The following is a 2,397-nucleotide window of genomic DNA, read 5'->3' as shown; positions in this document are numbered from 1 at the left end:
CGAGACGCCAGATGATGTCGACTTCTCGCTGAAGGGGCCGCGCTTTGCGACCAATCGCCGTGTGCTCGCAGAAGCTGGACCATCCATCGAAAAGTTCCTGTCGAGCGGTGTGACCGGGTTGAAGAAGAAGCTCGGCGTCATCAACTGGCAGTTCGCGCCAACGAAGAAATTCGAGCCGGATGATTTTGCGGGCTTTCTCGCGCTGCTGCCAAAAAAGCATGAAGGCATCGCGCTCCGTCATGCGGTTGAAGTGCGGCATGAAAGCTTCCTGTCAAAAGACTTCATTGATCTTGTGCGCGAACATGGCGTTGCTGTGGTCACGGCAGCGGATTCCAAATATCCGCAGATCGGCGACATAACGGCGCCCTTCGTCTATGCGCGGATCATGGGAACAGTCGAAGAGGAGAAGCTCGGCTATTCGAAAAAGGCGCTCAATCAATGGGCCGCCCGCGCGAAGGAATGGGCAGAAAGCCGCGTGCCAAAAGACATCAACACTGTCGGTCAGGCGACGAAGCTGCCTGTCATAAATGTCTTTCTTTATGTGATCTCCGGGGCAAAGACCCGCAATCCCCATGCTGCCATGGCGATTGCGGAGCGGTTATAGACTTGTCGTCATTGCGGGCCCGGCGACACAATCCAGAACTGATTGCGCGGTTCCTCGCAATGACGCCGTTCTCTTAAAGTCCAGGCACAGGAAAGCGTGAGGTGAGAGCGCGGGCGCGGGCGGCAAGTTTCTCCTCCCTCTCACGGTCGCCCTTCGCGCCAAGGGTGTCGGCGATGATCTCGCCGATCTCGCTCATCTCGGCAATCCCCATGCCGCGCGCAGTGGGAGCGGGCGTTCCAAGCCGAAGGCCGGAGGGGCGCACGGGCGGGTTCGGATCGTCTGGTATCACCTGCTTGTTGGTGGTAAGTCCCACGCGATCAAGCGCCTCTTGCGCCGTTGCGCCATCAATGCCGAAGCTTGCCACCGTGTCGATGACGAGAAGGTGGTTGTCCGTACCACCTGTCACAAGCTTCACACCAGCGCCGGTGAGCGCCGCCGCGAGCGCCTTTGCATTGGCAAGAATCTGTTCCGAATAACGGCGGAAGGCGGGAAGCGCGGCGAGGCGGAAGGTGACGGCAGCGGCTGCCACCTGATTCATATGCGGCCCGCCCTGAAGGCCGGGAAAGACAGAGGCGTCGATCTTCTTTGCAAGCTCGGCCTTGCAGAGAATGAGCCCGCCCCTCGGCCCGCGCAGCGACTTGTGCGTCGTGGTCGTCATAACGTCAAAGCCGGCATCCAGCGGATTGCGCATCACATTGGCCGCGATCAACCCGCCAATATGCGAGACATCGGCCATGGTGAGCGCGCCCACCTCGTCTGCCACGCGCTTGAAATCGGCATAGTCATAATCGCGCGGATAGGAGGAGTAGCCGCAAACAACCATTTTCGGCTTCGTCTCCCGCGCCACCGCGCGCAACTGATCGAAGTCGATCTTACCGGTTGAAGGATCGGTCTTGTAGCGTACGAAATTGAACAGCCGCCCCATATGGCTCACAGGTGCGCCATGCGTGAGGTGCCCGCCATGTGACAGATCCATGGCGAGGATTGTGTCGCCCGGCTCGAGAAGGCCGAGATAGACCGCCTGATTCATCGGCGAGCCGGAAAGCGGCTGCACATTGGCATGCTCCGCGCGAAAAAGTGCCTTTGCGCGGTCGCGGGCGAGTGTTTCGATGCGGTCCGTGTGTTCCTGCCCGCCATAATAGCGTCGCCCCGGATAGCCCTCCGAATATTTGTTGGTGAAGGCAGAGCCGAGCAGCGTCAGGACTTCAGGAAAGGCATAATTCTCGGACGGGATGAGTTCGAGACCCGCCCGCTGGCGGCTCTCCTCTCCCTTGAGTGCGAGAAAAACTTCATTGTCGGATTGCGCAAGCTGCGCGTATTGGTCGGATGTGGGCATCTGGTTCTCCCTTGAGCCAAAACAAAAACGCCCGGCCAGCATCTTCATGTGCTGCCCAGGCGATCGGCTCAAAAACCAGTCTCCGCGCTCCCCGATGGTTACCCATCTCATATCGCCAGTCGCGCGGAGGATATGTGCGACCGGTAGTAGGGGGAGTATGCGCGGGAAGGTGACGGAGTCAATTCCTTGCGGTCATCGTCATCAAAGTCCCAATATGCGTTTTGCGATGATGTTCTTCTGGATTTCGTTCGACCCGCCATAGATCGATTGCGCCCGCGCGCCGAGATAGGCGGCCACGGAAGGCGCGGCTCCAGCGGGCAGGGCGGTGTTGCCGGTCCATGCCGGAGCAACGGGATCGGGAAAGGCAGGCTGCGCATAGGGCCCGTAAACCTCCATCCCGAGTTCGGTGATGTCTTGCGCAAGTTCGGTTGCAATGATCTTCAGAATGGAAGATTCA

General features: G+C 59.4%; 3 protein-coding genes and 1 riboswitch. Of the genes, 1 reads left to right on the top strand and 2 read right to left on the bottom strand.

The window, feature by feature from the left end; all coding sequences use genetic code 11:
* Window positions 1–604: DUF72 domain-containing protein (locus tag WBF74_RS01445; RefSeq protein ID WP_424434110.1), on the top strand; the 604-nt coding region annotated here is incomplete at its 5' end.
* Between the two features lie 73 nt (window positions 605–677).
* Here the strand turns inward: WBF74_RS01445 and glyA are convergent.
* Both glyA and WBF74_RS01435 read right to left on the bottom strand, forming a co-directional pair.
* On the bottom strand, window positions 678–1,940 hold the full coding sequence (gene glyA / locus WBF74_RS01440; RefSeq protein ID WP_424434108.1) for a serine hydroxymethyltransferase: 1,263 nt from the start codon (window positions 1,938–1,940) through the stop codon (window positions 678–680).
* 46 nt (window positions 1,941–1,986) lie between these two features.
* Window positions 1,987–2,073, bottom strand: a riboswitch (ZMP/ZTP riboswitch).
* A gap of 68 nt (window positions 2,074–2,141) precedes the next feature.
* The coding region (locus WBF74_RS01435; protein WP_424434106.1) for an acyl-CoA dehydrogenase family protein at window positions 2,142–2,397 on the bottom strand (256 nt) is incomplete at its 5' end.

This window comes from Parvibaculum sp. (genome assembly GCF_049672805.1).
Classification (GTDB): Bacteria; Pseudomonadota; Alphaproteobacteria; order Parvibaculales; family Parvibaculaceae; genus Parvibaculum.
Note: the sequence above shows the minus strand (reverse complement) of the source record. Positions and strands in the feature narration are given on the sequence as shown.